The sequence below is a fragment of the Pseudomonas sp. S3_E10 genome (assembly GCF_054667615.1).
In genome coordinates this window covers 1,784,269-1,803,303 of the sequence record NZ_CP162743.1, presented here as the reverse complement: position 1 = coordinate 1,803,303, position 19,035 = coordinate 1,784,269, and the positions used below count along the sequence as shown (strand labels likewise).

The window sequence follows — 19,035 nt, the reverse complement described above, 5'->3', positions numbered from 1 at the left end:
CCCCAAGGCGTCGAGATTCTTATGGATAAATTGATTATTACCGGCGGTGCCCGCCTTGATGGCGAGATCCGCATTTCCGGTGCGAAAAACTCCGCCTTGCCGATCCTGGCAGCGACCCTGCTGTGCGATGGCCCGGTAACCGTGGCCAACCTGCCACACCTGCACGACATCACCACCATGATCGAGCTGTTCGGTCGCATGGGCATCGAGCCGGTGATTGACGAGAAGCTGGCGGTCGAAATCGACCCGCGCACCATCAAAACCCTGATCGCCCCGTACGAACTGGTGAAAACCATGCGTGCGTCGATCCTTGTGCTGGGCCCGATGGTTGCTCGTTTCGGCGAAGCCGAAGTGGCGTTGCCCGGTGGGTGCGCCATCGGTTCGCGTCCGGTGGACCTGCACATCCGTGGCCTGGAAGCCATGGGCGCAGTCATTGACGTCGAAGGCGGCTACATCAAGGCCAAGGCACCGGAAGGCGGCCTGCGTGGCGCGAACTTCTTCTTTGATACCGTCAGCGTGACCGGTACCGAGAACATCATGATGGCCGCGGCCCTGGCCAAAGGCCGCAGCGTGCTGCAAAACGCCGCGCGCGAGCCGGAAGTGGTCGACCTGGCCAACTTCCTGAACGCCATGGGTGCGAAGGTTTCCGGTGCTGGCACCGACACCATTACCATCGACGGCGTAGAGCGCCTGCACAGCGCCACCTACAAGGTCATGCCCGACCGCATCGAAACCGGTACCTACCTGGTTGCCGCCGCCGTTACCGGTGGTCGCGTCAAGGTCAAGGACACCGATCCGACTATCCTGGAAGCGGTCCTGGAAAAACTGCGTGAAGCCGGTGCCGAAATCACCACCGGTGAAGACTGGATCGAGCTGAACATGCACGGCAAGCGTCCGAAGGCCGTCAACGTGCGTACCGCTCCGTACCCGGCCTTCCCGACCGACATGCAAGCGCAGTTCATCTCCCTGAACGCCATTGCCGAAGGCACCGGCGCGGTAATCGAGACCATTTTCGAAAACCGTTTCATGCACGTGTATGAACTGCACCGCATGGGCGCGAAGATCCAGGTCGAGGGCAACACTGCCATCGTCACCGGCACCGAGAAGCTCAAGGGCGCGCCGGTGATGGCGACTGACCTGCGCGCTTCGGCCAGCCTGGTCATTTCGGCATTGATCGCTGAAGGCGATACCCTGATCGACCGCATCTACCACATTGACCGTGGTTACGAGTGCATCGAAGAAAAACTGCAGATGCTCGGCGCCAAGATCCGCCGCGTACCGGGCTAGCCCCTGGCTTGCTGTGGTGAGCGGGCAAGCCCGTTCACCACAGCCGGTACCCGCTGGCCGCTCGCTGAATTGGTTTCAAATCGAGGCTGTAATGGCCTCGATCTGTGTCTGGCGCCGTTTGCGTCCGGACAGCAATAGCCTGATGAAGGACTGACGTTTCCCATGTTGACCATCGCACTGTCCAAGGGCCGCATCCTTGACGACACCTTGCCGCTTCTGGCTGAAGCGGGCATCGTGCCGACCGAGAATCCGGACAAGAGCCGCAAGCTGATCATCCCCACGACCCAGGATGACGTCCGTCTGCTGATCGTGCGGGCTACCGACGTGCCGACCTACGTTGAGCATGGTGCAGCCGACCTGGGCGTCGCCGGTAAAGACGTGCTGATGGAGTACGGTGGCCAGGGCCTGTACGAGCCGCTGGACCTGCGTATTGCCCTGTGCAAGCTGATGACCGCCGGCCGTGTCGGTGATGTCGAGCCCAAGGGTCGCCTGCGCGTGGCCACCAAGTTCGTCAACGTCGCCAAGCGCTACTACGCCGAACAAGGCCGTCAGGTCGATATCATCAAGCTCTATGGCTCGATGGAGTTGGCGCCATTGATCGGCCTGGCCGACAAGATCATCGACGTGGTCGACACCGGCAACACCCTGCGTGCCAACGGTCTCGAACCTCAGGACTTTATCGCCGACATCAGTTCCCGCCTGATCGTCAACAAAGCATCGATGAAGATGCAACACGCCCGTATCCAGGCGTTGATCGACACCCTGCGCACCGCCGTGGAGTCTCGACACCGCGGTTGACCTACCCGCGTAGCTGAAAAGCTGCGCCCGTCTATCCGCCTCATAGCCAGAATTCTCAGGTGCCCAAGCGGAAACGACTGCTAGTTTAGGGCGCCTGAGTTTTTGCCAATTCTATTGAGGCCCTCGCTATGACCACGTCCACTGCAATTGCCCGACTCAACGCTGCCGACCCGGATTTCGCCCATCATCTGGATCATTTGCTGAGCTGGGAAAGCGTGTCCGACGACTCGGTCAATCAGCGAGTACTCGACATCATCAAGGCTGTGCGCGAGCGCGGTGACGCAGCGCTGGTGGATTTCACCCGCCAGTTCGACGGCCTGGACGTCAAGTCCATGGCAGACTTGATCCTGCCTCGCGAACGCCTGGAACTGGCCCTGACGCGCATCACCGCACCACAGCGGGAAGCCCTGGAAGTCGCGGCAGCACGCGTGCGCAGCTACCACGAAAAGCAGAAACAGGATTCCTGGAGCTACACCGAGGCCGACGGCACCGTGCTGGGCCAGAAGGTCACGCCGCTGGACCGGGCGGGCCTCTACGTGCCGGGTGGCAAGGCGTCGTACCCGTCATCGGTGTTGATGAACGCGATTCCCGCCAAAGTGGCGGGCGTGACTGAAGTGGTCATGGTGGTACCGACCCCGCGCGGTGAAATCAACGAGCTGGTGCTGGCAGCCGCTTGCATCGCCGGCGTGGACCGGGTGTTCACCATCGGTGGCGCTCAAGCTGTCGCGGCGTTGGCCTATGGCACCGAAAGCGTGCCGAAGGTCGACAAGGTGGTCGGCCCGGGCAACATCTATGTCGCCACCGCCAAACGCCACGTGTTTGGCCAGGTCGGCATCGATATGATCGCCGGCCCCTCGGAAATCCTCGTGGTGTGCGACGGCCAGACCGATCCGGACTGGATCGCCATGGACCTGTTCTCCCAGGCCGAGCACGACGAAGACGCCCAGGCGATCCTCGTCAGCCCGGACGCCGAGTTCCTCGACAAGGTCGCCGCCAGCATTAATAAGCTACTGCCGACCATGGACCGCGCCGAGATCATCGAGAAGTCAATCAATGGCCGTGGTGCCCTGATCCTGGTGCGTGACATGGAGCAGGCCATCGAAGTGGCCAACCGCATCGCGCCGGAGCACCTGGAACTGTCGGTGGCCGACCCGCAAGCGTGGCTGCCATCGATTCGCCACGCCGGTGCGATCTTCATGGGCCGCCACACCAGCGAAGCCCTGGGCGACTATTGCGCGGGCCCGAACCACGTGTTGCCGACCTCCGGCACCGCGCGATTCTCGTCGCCGCTGGGGGTGTATGACTTCCAGAAGCGCTCGTCGATTATCTTCTGCTCCCCACAGGGTGCCTCCGAACTGGGCAAGACCGCTTCGGTGCTGGCCCGTGGTGAATCCCTGAGCGCTCACGCCCGCAGCGCTGAATACCGCATCCTTGACGACAAGAAAGGTAATTGAGATGAGCAAATTCTGGAGCCCGTTCGTCAAGGACCTGGTGCCTTACGTACCTGGTGAACAGCCGAAGCTGACCAAACTGGTCAAGCTCAACACCAACGAAAACCCCTACGGCCCGTCGCCCAAGGCGCTGGCTGCGATGCAGGGCGAGTTGAACGACAACCTACGCCTGTATCCGGACCCCAACAGCGACCTGCTCAAGCAGGCCGTGGCCAAGTACTACGGGATCGACGCCGGCAAGGTGTTCCTCGGTAACGGTTCCGATGAAGTGTTGGCGCACATCTTCCACGGTCTGTTCCAGCACGACCTGCCGCTGCTGTTCCCGGATATCAGCTACAGCTTCTATCCGGTGTACTGCGGCCTCTATGGCATCAAGTCCGAGCCGGTGCGGTTGGACGAGCAGTTCCAGATCCGTGTCGCGGACTACGCCAGGCCCAACGGCGGGATTATCTTCCCCAACCCGAACGCGCCGACCGGCTGCGTGCTGGCACTGGATGCGGTGGAGCGGATCGTCAAGGCCAGCCCCGACTCGGTGGTGGTGGTCGATGAGGCGTATATCGACTTCGGCGGCGAAACCGCCATCAGCCTGGTGGACCGTTACCCCAACCTGCTGGTGACCCAGACCCTGTCCAAGTCGCGCTCACTGGCCGGTTTGCGCGTGGGCCTGGCCGTGGGCCACCCGGACCTGATCGAGGCGCTGGAGCGGGTCAAGAACAGCTTCAACTCCTACCCGCTGGATCGCCTGGCGATTGTCGGCGCGGCGGCGGCGTTCGACGACCGTGAGTACTTCGACAGGACCTGCCGGTTGGTGATCGACAGCCGCAACACGCTGGTCGCACAGCTGGAGGCTAAAGGCTTTGAGGTGCTGCCTTCGGCCGCCAACTTCATCTTCGCTCGCCACCCACGGCACGATGCAGCCGGATTGGCCGCCAAGCTGCGTGAGCAAGGGGTGATCGTGCGTCACTTCAAGCAGGAGCGAATTGCTCAATTCCTGCGGATCAGCATCGGTACGCCGGAGCAGAACCAGGCGCTGATCGATGGTCTCGGCGAGCTCTAACAGGCGCTGAAATCAAATGTGGGAGGGGGCTTGCTCCCTCCCACATTGGTTTTGTGTTGCTAATTACAGCAACGGCTCATCCGGCTTCTTGTTCTTCCAGCCATCATTGCCCGGCAGCAGCAGGTTCAAACCAATCGCTACCACCGCACACAGGGCGATGCCCTTGAGGCCGAAATCATCCGGGCCGGTGCCGGTACCGACCAGCACACCGCCAATCCCGAACACCAGGGTTACCGACACAATCACCAGATTGCGCGCCTCTCCAAGGTCGATCTTGTGGCGAATCAGTGTGTTCATGCCAACGGCCGCAATCGAGCCGAACAACAAGCACAGAATCCCGCCCATCACCGGTACCGGAATACTCTGCAGCAGTGCGCCGAACTTGCCGATAAACGCCAGGCTGATGGCAAACACTGCAGCCCAGGTCATGATTTTCGGGTTGTAGTTCTTGGTCAGCATCACCGCGCCGGTCACTTCGGCGTAAGTCGTGTTCGGCGGGCCGCCAAACAGGCCGGCGGCCGTGGTGGCGATGCCGTCACCGAGCAATGTGCGATGCAGGCCAGGCTTCTTCAGATAGTCGCGACCGGTCACGCTACCCACCGCAATCACACCACCGATGTGTTCGATCGCCGGGGCCAGGGCCACCGGGACGATAAACAGGATGGCCTGCCAGTTGAATTCCGGTGCGGTGAAGTGGGGTAGGGCGAACCAGGGTGCAGCGGCGATTTTTGCCGTGTCGACTACGCCAAAGTAGAACGCCATGGCAAAGCCCACCAGCACGCCGGAGATGATCGGCACCAGGCGGAAAATACCTTTGCCGAACACCGCCACGATCAACGTGGTGAGCAGCGCCGGCATCGAGATCATCATTGCCGTCTGGTAATGGATCAGCTCGGCACCGTCGCCGGACTTGCCCATCGCCATGTTCGCGGCAATCGGCGCCATGGCCAGGCCGATGGAAATGATCACTGGCCCGATCACCACAGGCGGCAGCAGCCGGTCGATAAAACCGGTGCCCTTGACCTTCACCGCCAGGCCCAGGAACGTATAAACGAAACCGGCCGCCATCACGCCGCCCATGGTTGCCGCGAGGCCGAACTGGCCCTTGGCAAGGATGATTGGGGTGATAAAGGCAAAGCTCGAGGCCAGGAACACCGGCACCTGCCGGCCTGTCACCACCTGGAACAACAACGTGCCCAGGCCGGCGGTGAACAGTGCGACGTTTGGATCAAGACCGGTGATCAGCGGCATCAACACCAGCGCGCCAAATGCTACAAAAAGCATTTGTGCGCCAGACAGGATCTGGCGCCAAAGCGGGTCGTTGAATTCATCCTGCATGCTCACGCGTCCTTCTGCTTGGTGCCGAAGATCTTGTCGCCGGCATCGCCCAGGCCCGGGATGATGTAGCCGTGTTCGTTCAGGCGTTCATCGATCGAGGCGGTGTAGATCTGCACGTCGGGGTGCGCTTTCTCGACGGCGGCGATGCCTTCGGGGGCGGCGACCAGCACCATCGCACGAATGTCCTTGCAGCCAGCTTTTTTCAGCAGGTCGATGGTGGCGACCATGGAACTGCCGGTGGCGAGCATCGGGTCGATGATCATGGCCAGGCGCTCGTCGATTTCCGGGACAAGTTTTTCCAGGTAGGTGTGGGCCTGCAAGGTTTGCTCATTGCGGGCTACGCCCACGGCGCTGACCTTGGCGCCGGGAATCAGGCTGAGGACGCCTTCGAGCATGCCGATACCGGCGCGCAGGATCGGCACCACGGTGATTTTTTTACCGGCGATTTTTTCCACCTGGACGGGACCGGCCCAACCGGGGATCTCGTAGTTCTCCAGGGGCAAATCCTTGGTGGCTTCGTAAGTGAGCAACGCTCCGACTTCCTGAGCAAGCTCACGGAAATTCTTCGTGCTAATGTCGGCGCGGCGCATAAGGCCGAGCTTGTGTCGGATCAGCGGGTGGCGGATCTCGCGAGTGGGCATGGGAAAGGCTCCGGCGGCGGGCAAAAAAACCGGCCTAGATTAATCTATCCGAGGGTGTTGTCCTATAGACATCTAGCACGTTAGTCCATTAAGGCTTGCTCGGAGCGCACGAGAAGCGTACCTTCGCCCGCTTTTCTTGCCACAGCACCCCTTGGAGAGCGCCATGTCCGCTGATCTCGAGCATATCCGTCAAATCATGCGCGAGGCTGACTGCCTGTACACTGAAGCGCAAGTCGAAGAGGCGATCGCCAAGGTCGGCGCACACATCAGCCGCGAAATGGCCGACACCAATCCGGTGGTTTTCTGCGTGATGAACGGCGGCTTGATCTTCGCCGGCAAATTGCTCACTCACCTGCAATTTCCATTGGAAGCGTCCTACCTGCACGCCACCCGCTACCGCAACGAAACCACCGGCGGCGACCTGTTCTGGAAAGCCAAGCCGGAAGTCTCGTTCATCGACCGCGACGTACTCATCATCGACGACATCCTCGACGAAGGTCACACCCTGGGAGCGATCATCGACTTCTGCAAACACGCCGGCGCACGTAAAGTGCACACCGCCGTGCTGATCGACAAAGACCACGATCGCAAAGCCCGTCCGGACCTGAAAGCCGATTACGTCGGCCTGCCGTGCATCGACCGCTACATCTTTGGTTACGGCATGGACTACAAAGGCTACTGGCGCAATGCCAATGGGATCTACGCCGTCAAAGGGATGTAAGCCATGACCCGTTTTCTTGATCAGACGCTATTTGCCGAACTGGCCGAGAAAGCGGGCGCCAGCCCTCGCGGGCGGCATCACCATAACTTCCACCAAATGCAAGAGCCGTGTCATCGCCTGGCCGTGGGCCTGCAACCGGACACGTACGTGCCACCCCATCGACACTTGAGCGCCGACAAGGCGGAAACCTTGCTGGTGCTTCAGGGGCGCCTGGGGTTGCTGGTGTTCAATGACGCCGGGGAGGTCATCGCCAAGCGTGTAATGCAGGCGGGCGGCGAGTGCTCCGGCGTTGATCTGCCGCCCGGTGTTTTCCACGGCCTGGTGGTGCTGGAACCCGACACGGTCATGTTCGAATGCAAGGCCGGGCCTTATCGTCCGATAGGCGTGGGGGAGCTGGCCGATTGGGCGCCGCGTGAAGGCGACGCCGATGTGCTCGCCTATCAACGCTGGATGCTTGCCCAGTTCGATTGAGCTACAGTGCTGGGCTATCTCGCACGGAGCGGCCCATGAGCCTGTTGATTCGCACCTGCGCCGCCCTGGCGCTGACCCTCAGTTTGCCTCTGGCCGCTGCCCCGGCCCCGATGCACGGCCAATTCCTGCCGCCCGATGACCTCACCCTTCGCACCGAAACGCCTGACCAGCAACAGTTGCTGCAAGTCACCGAGTACGCGGTGGTGGTGGGCAATCAGCGCCAGTCCAACCAGCAACCGATCCCGGTGACCTCGCCGCTGATGATCCGCCTCAAAGGCAAGTCCCTGAATAAAGGCGCGACCATTGCCCAGGTAGTGCTCAACTTCGATGCCGAAAGCAAAAGCCTGAAAAAGCCGGTGTTCGACGATAAGACCAAGACCCTGACGCTGTCTTATCCCGTTGCCCAATACCGCGTGATCATCGACCTGCTGCGCAATGACACGGTATATGTGCAGTTCCTCAGTTATGCCAATGGGCATATCTGGGCGGATTTGCACACCGGGGCGGTCCGTACCCAATAGCAAAAACGCTGAATATCCAAATGTGGGAGGGGTCTCCAGCGCTTTCGAAGCTTGCACGCCGCAGGTAGACTTCAAACCCCGTGTAATGTCTGCAGGCTGGAGTCGGTAATGCGTAAAGATAAGAAACAGGTGATTGGTGACGAGATTGGCGACGACCAGATCAAGTTATTCCTGGACTTCGAGCCGGTCGACGCGACTTCACCGTCCCTGCACAAGCTGATCAAGGCCTACCGTGGCCTGCGTATCGACGACTTCGAGCGGTTCCTGGGTTTTTTCAAGGCGGCCGGCCTGGATCTGGATGGCAAGGATGAGCATGGCCAGACATTTGTTGATCTGATCAAGGACCAGCGCAACGCCGCCGAATACATCGAGCTGATCGATAACGCCCGCGACTGATTCGCCGAGCGAAAAAAAACGCCCCGAGGGGCGTTTTTTTATGGCTTGGCAATGCCTTAAGCGTAGCTTTCGGCCTCGTTGCTTTGCTCAACCAGTTCCAGGCTGATGTTGTTTTGCGTGTTGATCTTGCGATACAGCTCGGCATCCGTCTCCAGTACCTTTTCCCGAGCCGGGAAAATCTCCTGCAGCTTGGTCGCCCACTCGCCGGCGGCTTTGGCCGGGAAGCAACGCTCGATCAGTTCCAGCATGATCGACACGGTCACCGAAGCGCCTGGGGATGCGCCCAACAGAGCGGCCAGCGAACCGTCCTTGGCGGCAACCAGCTCGGTGCCGAATTGCAGCACGCCGCCTTTCTTCGGGTCTTTCTTGATGATCTGTACCCGTTGGCCGGCCACTTCCAGGCGCCAGTCTTCGGCTTTCGCCTGCGGGTAGAAGCGGCGCAGGGATTCCAGGCGTTGCTCCATGGATTGGCGAACTTCGCTGACCAGGTACTTGGTCAGGTCCATGTTGTCGCGGGCCACGGCCAGCATCGGGCCGATATTGCCGGCGCGAATCGACATCGGCAGGTCGAGGAACGAACCGTGCTTGAGGAACTTGGTGGTGAAACCGGCGTATGGCCCGAACAGCAACGACTTCTTGCCGTCCACCACGCGGGTATCCAGGTGCGGCACGGACATCGGCGGCGAGCCCACGGCGGCCTGGCTGTAGACCTTGGCCTGGTGGTGCTTGACCACTTCGGGGTTGTCGCAACGCAGCCACTGGCCGCTGACCGGGAAGCCGCCGAAGCCTTTGCTCTCTTCGATGCCCGAGGCTTGCAGCAGGGGCAGCGCCGCGCCGCCGGCGCCAAGGAACACGAATTTGGCGTCCACTTCACGGCTATTGCCGCTGTTGACGTCCTTGATGCTCACGGTCCAGCCGGCACCGTTGCGCTTGAGGCCGGTGACGCGCTTGCTGTACTTGACCTGAGCGTCCGGCGAGCTGGTCAGGTGGCCGAGCAACTGGTTGGTCAGGGCGCCGAAGTTGACGTCGGTGCCGTTCGTCACACGGGTAGCGGCGATTTTTTCGTCGAGCGGACGCCCCGGCATCATCAGCGGCATCCACTCGGCCATCTCGCTACGGTCTTCGGTGTAGTGCATATCCGAAAACGCGTGGTGCTGGCTGAGGGTTTCAAAGCGCTTCTTGAGGAACGACACGCCTTTTTCGCCCTGCACGAAGCTCAGGTGCGGCACGGGGCTGATAAAGGACTTGGACGAGCCAAAGGTGCCCTTTTTGGTCAGGTACGCCCAGAACTGCTTCGACACCTCAAACTGGGTGTTGATGTGGATGGCTTTCTTGATGTCGATGGAACCATCGGCGGCCTGCGGGGTGTAGTTCAGCTCGCACAGCCCGGCGTGGCCGGTACCGGCGTTGTTCCACGGGTTGGAACTCTCCGCTGCACCCGAGTCCATCAGCTCAACGACTTCCAGCTTGAGGCCGGGGTCGAGCTCTTTGAGCAGAACGGCCAGGGTGGCACTCATGATGCCGGCCCCTACCAGAACTACGTCGACTGCTTCGTTATGCGCCATTTAACGCGTCTCCAAAATCTGCAGCACCAAATTGACGGCATGGCTGCCAGGAGTGACGGGGCGGTTCACGTGATGCCCCAGGTTACCCATGGCCAGGATCGCCATGTCCGTTTCGCAATTCTTTGCAACTTCAGCGCACGCTTCCTGCCTGCCTAATCCGCCTATGAACGCATTCATGGGCGCCTGTGGCAATTCGACTTATGGTCAAAGCGTGCGATGGGTGCAATCAATCCGTAGCGGACAGGCTCAAGCTCCCGTTGTCGAGGAGTACTCAATCCTGTGTGGTTGGGCTGTTCCAGACGCTGATGGTGCTTGTACAAACGCCAAACTATTCATTTGCTCGCCACACTCTTGTGAAGTTGTGAAAACCCGTTTTTTCACGCTCTTTTGAAGACGTGAACCTCAAAAAAGGGCTGCCTCAGCCTGGCACCTGGCCCGCGGTACTTTTGCCGACATGCGGCAAAACGGGCAAACAACTCAAGTGGCCGAGCGCAATGGCAGCTCTGGCAGATTCGGTAAAGGCGGGTGGTTTGCAAAGGAAACAGCAAGCGCGCCAGCTTCACTCGATCTGTGTGGGCGGCTCTCTGTGGGCGATTCTTGAGGTTAATACCGAGGCATTAACGTTGCTGCGAGGCCCGATCAGGAGACGTCCTTATAATCGGGGGGAGATTGTAGCGAAGAACGTCAGGGAAATGGACGTGTTTTATGACTTTTATTCGAGTTGTGGTCAGGAGGCCAACGCTTGGCGCGGTTGTGCGTGTATCACCGCTGGGCGAACCCGGGCGCTGGCCGGCAGCGGGCGGTGCATCCAGCATAGCCGGGTCTCGGTCACTTCCACCCAGCCTTCGCCGACAGGCGGCAGGCTGCACTGCTTGAATGCCAGGCAATGGCCCTTGGCGTCGAGCAAGGCGAACTGGCGATGACGGGTGTGTGACATGAACAGCGATTTGAGAAGGCGCATGGTTTTGTACCGGTTGCGTTACATGCTTGAAGGTTGCCAGTCTGCCATGACATTGAAATGACGGATTTATGCGAAATTGTAATTTCGCCGTGGTTTCAGGTGCTGTTCAGGATGACTGGTGGGTGCCCTGCGCACACCGTTATACTGCCCGCCTGTTTGCACCTAGTCCTGGAGAAATGAGTATGTTGCAACGCCTGTTGTTCGGTTTGATCACTGTGACCAGTTTGACTTTGGTTGGCTGCGCCAACAGCCCGCAACAACTCAGCCCGCAACCTAAGCTCACCACCCAGCTGGCGCCGGTAGGCCATGGCCAGCCGGTGTCGGTGCGTGTAGTGGATGGTCGCCCGTCGCCTACGCTCGGTTCGCGCGGCGGCCTGTACCCGGAGACCGCGCTGATTTCGGTCACCGGCCAGGACGTGCTGCCCAAGCTGCAGGCTCAGGCTGAAGCGGCCGTGCGCCTGTTGGGCTTCACCCCGAGCCCCAACGCCCCGGGCGCTCCCCAGTTGACCATCACCCTGGCGGAGCTGAAGTATCAGTCGCCCAAAGAAGGCCTGTACGTGACTGAAGCCGCCATCGGCGCTACGTTCAAGTCCGACGTCACCGCCGGCACCCGTCGCTACAGTGGTCGCTATGGTGCGTCGCTCAACCAGCGCTTCGGCATGTCGCCCAACCAGGAAACCAACACCAAGCTGGTCAGCGACGTCCTCAGTGACGCGTTGACCCGCCTGTTCAAAGACCCGAGCATCGGCCAGTTGCTCAGCGCGCAATAACCGTTTCGCAAAAAAAACCGGGCTTGGTTGAGCCCGGTTTTTTTATGTCTTGAGTTTCATGCGGCTGTGTCGATACGGAAGTCCAGCATGCTTACCCCCGTCAACAGGTCGGCTTCCGGCAGGTCGGCATGTTGATGTCCGCCAAGGGCGCAATACACCAGCCAGTGGCGGTCCTGCACGTTGAACGCCAGGCTGCCGACCAGCGCCTCCTGCTCGTCGCTTTGGGCCATCAGATACAGCCGATCCTGGTTGTGTGCGTGCAACATGACAAGCTCCCGAACGTTCGAAGGGCAACAGAGTGGCTTGTTAAGGTGACGTTCAGGTGACGCTGTAAATTACTGGATACATTAACCGTTCATGGGGGATGGAGCGTTTTCGGCGCTGGAGGCCACTATCGTCCAGGTTTGTAGCTGGGCTGATACCCAGTCACTGTTTCGCTGAGGTTTGCGATGGCCCTGCCCGCACTATTGATCAATGCTCTCGCTTTAGCGGTGGCCTGCCCCGGCGCAGCGCTCCTGTTCATTACCCGACTGCGCGAGCAACGCGCGATGGCTGACCTGACCGCGCAAAGTGAGAAGCGCACGATCGACCAACCCATGCTGTTTCTGGATGTGCGCACCGAGCGGGCGCACCGTGTGGCTTATCGAGTCGGTTTTGTGTGTATGGGGCTGGCGCTGAGCATCTCCTGGCTCAGCACCCACCTATAAACGCAGCGCAAACCAAATGTGGGAGGGAGCAAGCCCCCTCCCACATTTTCAAGCTCGGCGTTTACAGGGGAATGCCGGCTTTAACGCGGTACTGGTTGCGCACAGGTGTCGCGTACTGCACCACCAGGTAGGGCCGGTGCTCAGCGGGGCACTCGTTCAAGCGTCGGTCCCATTCCGCTTGCGCCTTGGCCAGTTCATCTGCGGGGAACAGCTCGGCGGCCTTTGGTACCTGCAATTGCGGGTCGGCGTCGCTCCACTGGGCGTAGGCCAGATAGTGCACCGGGAACAACCGATAACCGCCCAGAATCTGCCGGTCCATCTCCACGGCCAGTACTTTGGTGTCTTCGAAACGCTCGGTAATCGGAGGTGCGAAGTTGATATGGACGCGGCCTTTATAGCCGGTGATGCCCAGGGCAATGCTGACGTCATCCTCGCCCTGCGCTTTTACATAAGTGCCCGTGGTTGCGCGGATGTACAACTCGCGCGCCTTGGCCGAATCACACGGGTCGTATTCGTAGCTGATGGACACCGGCGTCAGGTTCAGCGACTGGATCACTTCGGCAAACGGCTCGTCCTTGCGGCTGACGTGAAACATCTTGAGGATCGCCGATTCGGTGCGATCATCCCCATCCTTGGCCCGGCCTTCTGCCTGGGCTATCCAGATCGACTGGCAGTCGTTGCGGATCGAATGATTGATGTAGGCCGACAATAGGTTGAACGCCGCCATCTTCTCCTTTCGCCCAGTGATTGAACGGTGCACGATAAAGCTCTTGTTCAGGCGCATCAGGTCGCTGACGAAGGGCTTTTGCAGCAGGTTGTCACCAATGGCGATGCGTGGCGTCGGCAGGCCAGCGTGATACACGGCGTAGTTGACGAAGGCCGGGTCCATCACGATATCGCGGTGGTTGGCCAAAAACAGGTAGGCGCTGCCGGACTTGAGCTGCTCGACGCCAGTGTAGGTCACGCCGTCGGTCGCCCGGTCGATGGTGTGGTCGACGTAATACTCGACTTTGTCCTGCAGCGTGGCCACGGTGGTGACCCCGGCGAATTCACGGCGCAGCTTGCGAGCGATCATCGGCTTGAGCAACCAGCCCAGGGGGCCGGCGAAGCGCGGGAAGCGGAAGTGGGTCAGGATGTCCAGAAAGGCCTTGTCACTGAACAGCCGGTCCAGCACTGCCGGGACTTCGCTGTCGTTATAAGGTCGGATGGTATCGAATTCGCCCATCATGCTCTCTTGTTAGAAACGGCTAGGGTAAGTAAAGGAAAAACCAGGGTGCGGACCAGGTAATGGGCCAGGCCGAAAATAGCCCTGTAAATAGACCGGCGATTATACGCACAAGTCACTTGGGAGACTGCGATGCTGGAAACTGCGACGTACGATTGTCCTTATTGCGGTGAAAAGGTCGAGACGACGGTGGACTTGTCGGGCGCAGATCAGTGTTATATCGAAGACTGTCAGGTGTGCTGCCGCCCGATTATTTTCGACCTGCAGGTGCATGGTGACGAGTGGATGCTCGACACCCGCAGTGAAAACGAATAGCAGGTACGCCCATGCAGCGAATCTACGAACCGGAAAACCTGATGGAGGGCGAGCTGTTGCAAAAGATGCTCGCCAGCGAGGGCATCGAGGCGCACCTGGTGGGGCGTCATTTGCTCGGCGGCACCGGCGAATTGCCGATCTTCGGCTTGCTGGGTCTGGAAGTCGATAATGACCGCGCCGCCGATGCCCGCGAGCTGATCACTGCCTATATCGGTGCGCAGCCCTTGCCCGGCGATGAACCCGACAGCTTCCCCGACGTGCTGGTCTGTTAGGCTGTCGGTCGGTTTACCCAAGAGTCGTGTTGCCCCATGTGTGGACGTTATGCCCTGTTTCGCTGGAACCCTTCCTTTGCTGCCTTGCCGGGCTTTCCGGCCGACCAGCAAGCCCAGTGGAACATCTCCCCGAATGATTCCGTGCTGATCCAGCGCGCCGCCGACGGCCAGCGCACCCTGGCCCGCGCCCGCTGGGGCCTGACGCCACCCTGGCTCACCGACCTTTCCCGCACCCCGGCCCATGCCCGCGCCGAAACCCTGGCCGAACAACCGATGTTCCGCGAGGCGTTCCGTCAGCGGCGCTGCCTGCTACCGGCCAATGGTTTCTACGAGTGGCGTGGCACCCAGCGCAAGCGCCCGTACTGGCTGACACCGGGGGAGGGTTCCACATTGTTTTTTGCCGCGATCTGGGAAGCCTATCCGGTGCAGGAGCAGGTGTGGCTGAGCACGGCAGTGGTCACCCAGGCCGCGCAGAGCCAGCGTCGACCACTGATTCTGGATGTGGCGGGGCAGGCGGCCTGGCTCGACCCCGAGACGCCGCTGCATGTGCTGCAAGGCCTGTTGGCCAGTGAACCGGTCGCATTGCGCGAGCGCGTCCTGGCCAATATGGTCAACGATCCCAAGCTCAATGGGCCGGAGTGCCTGACGCCGGCTTAAGCCTGGCGACTGTGGGATGTATCTGAAAATTTGCAGCTACACGTCTGGTGTATCTGGCGTGGATACAAATGAGCGCCTACGATACGCGCCATGTTTCAAGGGCGTTTTTTCAGGGAGAGAGTGTTGATGAAAAAAACAGTGGCGGTAAGCGTACTGGCTGCGGCGATGCTGCTGGCTGGGTGTCAGTCGGTCAATACCACCAGCGGCGGCGCCGTTGGAGTTGAGCGCAAGCAATACATGTTCAGCATGCTGTCGAGTCAGGAAGTTGACCAGATGTATGCCCAGTCCTATCAGCAGACCCTGGGTGAAGCCAGTGGCAAAGGGGTTTTGGACAAGACCAGCGCCAACGCCAAGCGCGTGCAGGCCATCGCCAAACGCTTGATCGCCCAGGCGCCGACCTTCCGTGCGGATGCCGCCCAGTGGAACTGGGAAGTCAACCTGATCAAGAGCGATGAGATGAACGCCAACTGCGGGCCTGGCGGCAAGATTCTGGTTTACAGCGCGCTGATCGACAATCTCAAACTCACCGATGACGAGCTGGCTGCGGTGATGGGCCATGAAATCGCCCACGCCTTGCGTGAACACGGTCGCGAAGCCATGTCCAAGGCCTACGGTATCGAGATGGCCAAGCAGGGCGCCGGTGCGTTGTTCGGCCTGGGCCAGGACAGCCTGGCACTGGCCGACACCGTGGCCAACTATGGCATGACCTTGCCCAACAGCCGCAGCAATGAAAACGAAGCCGACCTGATCGGTCTGGAGCTATCGGCCCGCGCCGGCTACAACCCGAACGCGGCCATCACGCTGTGGAACAAAATGGCCAAGGCATCGGAAGGTGCGCCGCCGGAGTTCATGAGTACGCACCCTGCGTCCGACAGCCGGATTGCGTCGCTGCAGGCGGCGATTCCGAAGGTGATGCCGCTCTACCAACAGGCCAAGAAGTCCTAAGGCTTGATGAAGACCTAAATGTGGGAGGGTTCTACACCCTCCCACATTGGTTTGGGTTTGCAGGCTTAGCGCCTTAGATCCAGCCACTGCTTTGCATGGCTTTGTACACCGCCACAATCGCCAGCACGAAGAACGCCGTTGCCGCCAATCGACGAATCAACGTCAACGGCAATTTTTCCGCCGCGAAATTCCCCGCCAGAACCACCGGTACGTTGGCAATCAACATACCCAGGGTGGTACCGATGATGACCAGCCACAGCTCAGGGTATTGCGCCGCCAGCATCACCGTGGCGATCTGCGTCTTGTCACCTATTTCTGCCAGGAAAAATGCAATCAGTGTGGTCAGGAACGGCCCGAACTTGCGTGTGGTGCTGGCTTCGTCGTCGTCGAGCTTGTCGGGCACCAGGGTCCACAGGGCGGTCGCGCAGAAGCTCGCCGCAAGGATCCAGTGCAACACCGCATCCGAGAAGAAACTGCCAAACCAGGCGCCCACGGCACCGGCGGCCGCATGGTTGGCCAGGGTCGCGGCAACGATGCCGGCGATGATCGGCCAGGGCTTGCGGAAGCGAGCGGCGAGAATGAGTGCGAGCAGTTGCGTCTTGTCGCCGATTTCGGCCAAGGCAACGATTGCAGTTGGAACGAGGAGTGAATCCAGCATCAGGTAGGTTTCCAGGGGCGGGTCGACACGGCTATGACACGTACAGCCTTCCCGCCCCGGGTAAGGTGTGCGTGCCATAGGTCTTGTCAAACCCCGGTCCGTCTGTGCGGACTCCTGGGTCGCATACGCCATGGTCTGCTGACCAAGTATGTTGACGTATGCCGGACGAGCGTGAGGCTCGTGGGAGACTACTCCCCTAGGACGGAGCGGATTCTGCCTAGGCAAAACCTATTCGGCAAGCCTTCTTTTTCAAACGCCTGTCAGCCGCGCTTGGCGCGGTAGATGCGAAAACCATTGCCCTCGGCCTTGATCGCACACACGCCCAAGTGCTCTTCGATCAGCGGCTGGTACTTGAGGAAACTGTTGGCGACCAGCCGAAGTTCACCGCCTTTTGCCAGGTGTTTGGCTGCTTTTCGCAGCAGGTTCTCGGTGGCGAAATAATCGGTGTGTACCCCGACATGGAACGGTGGGTTGCTCAGAATCGCATTCAACCCCATCGGCGCGGCGTCGATGCCATCGCCGGTCAGCACCTCGGCTTCCAGGCCGTTGGCCGCCAGGGTCAGGCGGCTGCTGGCAGCCGCGAAGGCGTCTACGTCCAGCATCGTCACGCTGTTGTGCGGGTAACGGCGTTTCACCGCAGCCCCCAGCACGCCGGCGCCGCAACCGAAGTCCAGCAGGTGGCCACTCGGCAGTTTGTCCAAGTGCTCCAGCAACAGCTCGGTGCCACGGTCCAGGCGGCCATGGCTGAACACACCCGGCAAGCTCACGACATTGAGTGGACCTTCGGCCAGCGGCACTTCAAAGACTTGCGCCAGACTCTCCAGCGCCACCGCTTGTGGTGCGTTGGCCACGGTGATTTGCCACAGCTGGCAATGCCGCGCGTTGTCGAGCTTGCGCGGCTTGCCCAAGGGGATCATCTGTTTGGCGGCGCTTTCAATACCGCTTTTTTTCTCTCCGACCAGAAACAGCTCGGCGCCGGGTAGGCGCGCGGCCACGGCGTTCAGCAGGTAATCGGTGAGGTCCTTGGATTTGGGCAGGAAGATCACCGCTGCATCGAACTCACGCTCTGGCACATTCACGCCAAACTGGCTGCGCTCGGGGAACCGTGCGTCGAGCGCCGCCTGGTCACCGGCGTGCCAGCACCAGCCGTGGGCATTGGGCAGTCGTCCCAGCAGGTCGTCGGCGGGCAAACCCACCAACAGCAAATTGCCTTGAAAAAGTTCGGCCTGACGAAGCAGTACTTCACTGCGCGGATCCATGGTCTGCTCCTTGAAAAGGGGCGCAGTTTATCAACTGACGACGCGCAGCGGGGCGCCGCTGAAAAAGCCCAAGGCGTTTTCCGTCAGTTGGCCGACGATGCGCTGTCGTGCTTCGCGACTGCCCCAGGCGTTGTGGGGGGTGACGATCAGCCGTGGAATGTCAGCGGCCAGCAACGGGTTGCCGTCGACCGGCGGCTCCACGCTCAGTACGTCGGTGGCCGCGCCACCCAGATGACCGCTGCGCAAGGCCTCAGCCAGGGCCTGTTCGTTGATCAAACCACCGCGCGCCGTATTGACCACCAACGCGCCCGGCTTGAGCAGTGCCAGTTCACGGGCGCCGATAAAGCCGCGGGTGTGCTCGTTGAGCGGGCAGTGCAACGTGAGGGCGTCGACTTGGGGGAGCAACTCATCCAACGGCACGCGATCTGCGCGGGCGGGGCGCCCTGGGATGGCGCCGAGCAGCACGCGCATGCCAAAAGCTTCGGCCAGGCGCGCCACGGCACTGCCCAGCTCACCGTGGCCCAGCAGACCAAGGGTCTTGCCTTCCAGTTCGACGATAGGATGGCCCAGCAGGCAGAACTGCTTGGCTTCCTGCCACTTGCCGGCGGCCACATCCCGTTGATAGTCCTTCAGGCGCGTCGCTAGGTTAAGCAGCAGCATAATCGTATGCTGCGCCACCGACGGCGTGCCGTAACCCTGGCAATTGCTCACGGTGATGCCGTGGGCGCGGGCCGCTTGCAGGTCGACGTTATTGGTGCCGGTGGCCGACACCAGGATTAGCTTGAGCGCCGGGCAAGCCGCGAGGGTTTCGGTGTTCAAGGCGATTTTGTTGCTGATGACCACCTCGACGCCTTGCAGGCGCTCAATCACATTCGTCGGCGTGGTATCCGAGAACAACTGCAGGTCACTGAAGCAGTTGCGTAAGCGGCTCAGATCCAGGTCCCCAAGGTCCAGGGACGGGTGATCAAGGAAGACGGCGCGGCGATTGTTCGTCATCAACTGTACCTTTTGCGGCAGGGT

The 19,035-nt window shown here is 60.7% G+C and carries 23 protein-coding genes and 1 riboswitch; of the genes, 14 read left to right on the top strand and 9 right to left on the bottom strand.

The annotated features are described in order from the left end of the window. The first annotated feature begins 21 nt into the window (after window positions 1–21). From murA to hisC, 4 genes are all read left to right on the top strand, one after another. Window positions 22–1,287: a UDP-N-acetylglucosamine 1-carboxyvinyltransferase gene (murA, locus tag AB4N98_RS08070; protein WP_017526140.1), complete on the top strand. Its 1,266-nt coding sequence runs from the start codon at window positions 22–24 to the stop codon at window positions 1,285–1,287. Between the two features lie 162 nt (window positions 1,288–1,449). Continuing rightward, window positions 1,450–2,085 carry an ATP phosphoribosyltransferase gene (gene hisG / locus AB4N98_RS08065; RefSeq protein WP_003171824.1) on the top strand — a complete coding sequence of 212 codons (636 nt, stop codon included), beginning with the start codon at window positions 1,450–1,452 and terminating at the stop codon, window positions 2,083–2,085. 128 nt (window positions 2,086–2,213) lie between these two features. Beyond that, window positions 2,214–3,539 (top strand): histidinol dehydrogenase, encoded by a 1,326-nt coding sequence (hisD, locus tag AB4N98_RS08060; protein ID WP_017526142.1) that lies wholly within the window; start codon window positions 2,214–2,216, stop codon window positions 3,537–3,539. A 1-nt stretch (window position 3,540) separates the two neighbouring features. Beyond that, window positions 3,541–4,593 carry a histidinol-phosphate transaminase gene (hisC, locus tag AB4N98_RS08055; protein WP_065877280.1) on the top strand — a complete coding sequence of 351 codons (1,053 nt, stop codon included), beginning with the start codon at window positions 3,541–3,543 and terminating at the stop codon, window positions 4,591–4,593. A 63-nt stretch (window positions 4,594–4,656) separates the two neighbouring features. Here hisC and AB4N98_RS08050 read toward each other — a convergent pair whose 3' ends face one another. Further along, window positions 4,657–5,931 (bottom strand): uracil-xanthine permease family protein, encoded by a 1,275-nt coding sequence (locus tag AB4N98_RS08050; protein WP_017526144.1) that lies wholly within the window; start codon window positions 5,929–5,931, stop codon window positions 4,657–4,659. Between the two features lie 2 nt (window positions 5,932–5,933). Continuing rightward, complete coding sequence (upp, locus tag AB4N98_RS08045) at window positions 5,934–6,572, bottom strand: uracil phosphoribosyltransferase (protein WP_017526145.1); 639 nt, start codon at window positions 6,570–6,572, stop codon at window positions 5,934–5,936. 163 nt (window positions 6,573–6,735) lie between these two features. Here upp and AB4N98_RS08040 point away from each other — a divergent pair, with 163 nt between their 5' ends. The 4 genes from AB4N98_RS08040 (at window position 6,736) to AB4N98_RS08025 (ending at window position 8,681) form a co-directional block, all read left to right on the top strand. Continuing rightward, window positions 6,736–7,293: a hypoxanthine-guanine phosphoribosyltransferase gene (locus AB4N98_RS08040; RefSeq protein WP_017526146.1), complete on the top strand. Its 558-nt coding sequence runs from the start codon at window positions 6,736–6,738 to the stop codon at window positions 7,291–7,293. A 3-nt stretch (window positions 7,294–7,296) separates the two neighbouring features. Beyond that, window positions 7,297–7,764: a WbuC family cupin fold metalloprotein gene (locus AB4N98_RS08035; protein WP_017526147.1), complete on the top strand. Its 468-nt coding sequence runs from the start codon at window positions 7,297–7,299 to the stop codon at window positions 7,762–7,764. Window positions 7,765–7,799: 35 nt separating this feature from the next. Beyond that, window positions 7,800–8,285 carry a hypothetical protein gene (locus AB4N98_RS08030; RefSeq protein ID WP_116078449.1) on the top strand — a complete coding sequence of 162 codons (486 nt, stop codon included), beginning with the start codon at window positions 7,800–7,802 and terminating at the stop codon, window positions 8,283–8,285. A 108-nt stretch (window positions 8,286–8,393) separates the two neighbouring features. Further along, on the top strand, window positions 8,394–8,681 hold the full coding sequence (locus AB4N98_RS08025; RefSeq protein WP_017526149.1) for a PA4642 family protein: 288 nt from the start codon (window positions 8,394–8,396) through the stop codon (window positions 8,679–8,681). A 56-nt stretch (window positions 8,682–8,737) separates the two neighbouring features. Here AB4N98_RS08025 and mqo read toward each other — a convergent pair whose 3' ends face one another. Continuing rightward, window positions 8,738–10,246 (bottom strand): malate dehydrogenase (quinone), encoded by a 1,509-nt coding sequence (gene mqo / locus AB4N98_RS08020; RefSeq protein WP_135196380.1) that lies wholly within the window; start codon window positions 10,244–10,246, stop codon window positions 8,738–8,740. A 727-nt stretch (window positions 10,247–10,973) separates the two neighbouring features. Then, the gene (locus tag AB4N98_RS08015; RefSeq protein WP_017526151.1) at window positions 10,974–11,207 is read right to left on the bottom strand and encodes a hypothetical protein; all 234 of its coding nucleotides are present in this window, start codon (window positions 11,205–11,207) and stop codon (window positions 10,974–10,976) included. Between the two features lie 182 nt (window positions 11,208–11,389). Between AB4N98_RS08015 and AB4N98_RS08010 the strand changes: the two genes are divergently transcribed. Next, window positions 11,390–11,977: a YajG family lipoprotein gene (locus AB4N98_RS08010; RefSeq protein WP_017526152.1), complete on the top strand. Its 588-nt coding sequence runs from the start codon at window positions 11,390–11,392 to the stop codon at window positions 11,975–11,977. Window positions 11,978–12,033: 56 nt separating this feature from the next. On the opposite strand, the gene AB4N98_RS08005 is transcribed toward AB4N98_RS08010, so the two are convergent. Further along, complete coding sequence (locus tag AB4N98_RS08005; protein ID WP_017526153.1) at window positions 12,034–12,243, bottom strand: hypothetical protein; 210 nt, start codon at window positions 12,241–12,243, stop codon at window positions 12,034–12,036. A gap of 183 nt (window positions 12,244–12,426) precedes the next feature. On the opposite strand from AB4N98_RS08005, the gene AB4N98_RS08000 reads away from it, so the two are divergent. Further along, window positions 12,427–12,684 (top strand): hypothetical protein, encoded by a 258-nt coding sequence (locus AB4N98_RS08000; protein ID WP_017526154.1) that lies wholly within the window; start codon window positions 12,427–12,429, stop codon window positions 12,682–12,684. A gap of 61 nt (window positions 12,685–12,745) precedes the next feature. Here AB4N98_RS08000 and AB4N98_RS07995 read toward each other — a convergent pair whose 3' ends face one another. Further along, the gene (locus tag AB4N98_RS07995) at window positions 12,746–13,909 is read right to left on the bottom strand and encodes a 1-acyl-sn-glycerol-3-phosphate acyltransferase (RefSeq protein ID WP_026067128.1); all 1,164 of its coding nucleotides are present in this window, start codon (window positions 13,907–13,909) and stop codon (window positions 12,746–12,748) included. A gap of 132 nt (window positions 13,910–14,041) precedes the next feature. Here AB4N98_RS07995 and AB4N98_RS07990 point away from each other — a divergent pair, with 132 nt between their 5' ends. From AB4N98_RS07990 to AB4N98_RS07975, 4 genes are all read left to right on the top strand, one after another. Then, window positions 14,042–14,224: a CPXCG motif-containing cysteine-rich protein gene (locus AB4N98_RS07990; RefSeq protein ID WP_017526156.1), complete on the top strand. Its 183-nt coding sequence runs from the start codon at window positions 14,042–14,044 to the stop codon at window positions 14,222–14,224. Window positions 14,225–14,235: 11 nt separating this feature from the next. After that, window positions 14,236–14,496, top strand: coding sequence for a putative signal transducing protein (locus AB4N98_RS07985; RefSeq protein WP_065877278.1), 261 nt, complete (start codon window positions 14,236–14,238; stop codon window positions 14,494–14,496). A 36-nt stretch (window positions 14,497–14,532) separates the two neighbouring features. Further along, window positions 14,533–15,153, top strand: coding sequence for an SOS response-associated peptidase (locus tag AB4N98_RS07980; RefSeq protein WP_017526158.1), 621 nt, complete (start codon window positions 14,533–14,535; stop codon window positions 15,151–15,153). A gap of 126 nt (window positions 15,154–15,279) precedes the next feature. Continuing rightward, window positions 15,280–16,098, top strand: a complete 819-nt coding sequence (locus AB4N98_RS07975; RefSeq protein WP_017526159.1) for a M48 family metallopeptidase — start codon at window positions 15,280–15,282, stop codon at window positions 16,096–16,098. 73 nt (window positions 16,099–16,171) lie between these two features. Here AB4N98_RS07975 and AB4N98_RS07970 read toward each other — a convergent pair whose 3' ends face one another. From AB4N98_RS07970 to AB4N98_RS07960, 3 genes are all read right to left on the bottom strand, one after another. Continuing rightward, window positions 16,172–16,756, bottom strand: coding sequence for a TMEM165/GDT1 family protein (locus tag AB4N98_RS07970; RefSeq protein ID WP_005784895.1), 585 nt, complete (start codon window positions 16,754–16,756; stop codon window positions 16,172–16,174). Window positions 16,757–16,844: 88 nt separating this feature from the next. Then, a riboswitch (yybP-ykoY riboswitch) is annotated at window positions 16,845–16,966 on the bottom strand. Window positions 16,967–17,016: 50 nt separating this feature from the next. Next, a complete protein-coding gene (locus AB4N98_RS07965; protein WP_017526160.1) occupies window positions 17,017–18,015 on the bottom strand; it encodes a class I SAM-dependent methyltransferase in 999 nt (332 codons plus the stop codon). A gap of 30 nt (window positions 18,016–18,045) precedes the next feature. Further along, window positions 18,046–19,011 (bottom strand): 2-hydroxyacid dehydrogenase, encoded by a 966-nt coding sequence (locus tag AB4N98_RS07960; protein ID WP_460149360.1) that lies wholly within the window; start codon window positions 19,009–19,011, stop codon window positions 18,046–18,048. Window positions 19,012–19,035: the final 24 nt, after the last annotated feature.